Below are 617 nucleotides of genomic sequence, written 5' to 3'. Positions count from 1 at the left end.
CTGCTTTTAATGCCGCGTAACCAAGGGGACCTTCTGTTGCAATATAGATTGCGCAGGGTTTGATTCGTTGAAGCTGGTGCTTCATCCACTTTTGAGAGACTAAGCCAAACTTCAGATCAGCATAACCAGGGATAGGTAAGCCAAATACAAGCTTTTCTGACTCTCTATCGAAGGTTCGAGAATCTATAGCTTTGTCGGCTGAGTGTTGCTTGGGACGAATCACCGTTACCCGAATACCTAAGGCCAGCATGCCGTCAACCCATTTACCGAGCGTTGTTGCTACACCGTTGATTTCTGGGCGATAGGTTTCTGTCACCAACAAAACATTTTTTAATGTCATTACATAGCCCCTCTCTGTCTCATGGGGCATACATTGATCGGCGAATATTACAGTTAGGCTGCAAAGTGATGACGAAAATATGAACAATGCGCTTTTGTCTTTTTAGTTTAGAACAAACTCGGGTTACACTTTGCGCGTTAAAATTTCTAGACGAAGGTATCTGTATGTCGCGCACTGTGTTTTGTCGCAAATACCAAGAAGAGCTCCCTGGTTTGCCTGTTCCACCAATGCCCGGTGCAATAGGGCAAGATCTGTTCGAAAATATTTCACAGAAAGC

At 44.4% G+C, this 617-nt stretch carries 1 protein-coding gene and 1 pseudogene; one reads left to right on the top strand and one right to left on the bottom strand.

The annotated features are described in order from the left end of the window. Window positions 1–340, bottom strand: a pseudogene (locus tag A3739_RS08120) (glycosyltransferase family 1 protein); the annotation flags it as partial. Window positions 341–426: 86 nt separating this feature from the next. On the opposite strand from A3739_RS08120, the gene A3739_RS31365 reads away from it, so the two are divergent. Continuing rightward, window positions 427–617, top strand: a 191-nt coding sequence (locus A3739_RS31365; RefSeq protein WP_369821099.1) for a Fe(2+)-trafficking protein, incomplete at its 3' end; no start/stop codon positions are given.

It is taken from the genome of Oleiphilus sp. HI0067 (assembly GCF_001635735.1).
Note: the sequence above shows the minus strand (reverse complement) of the source record. Positions and strands in the feature narration are given on the sequence as shown.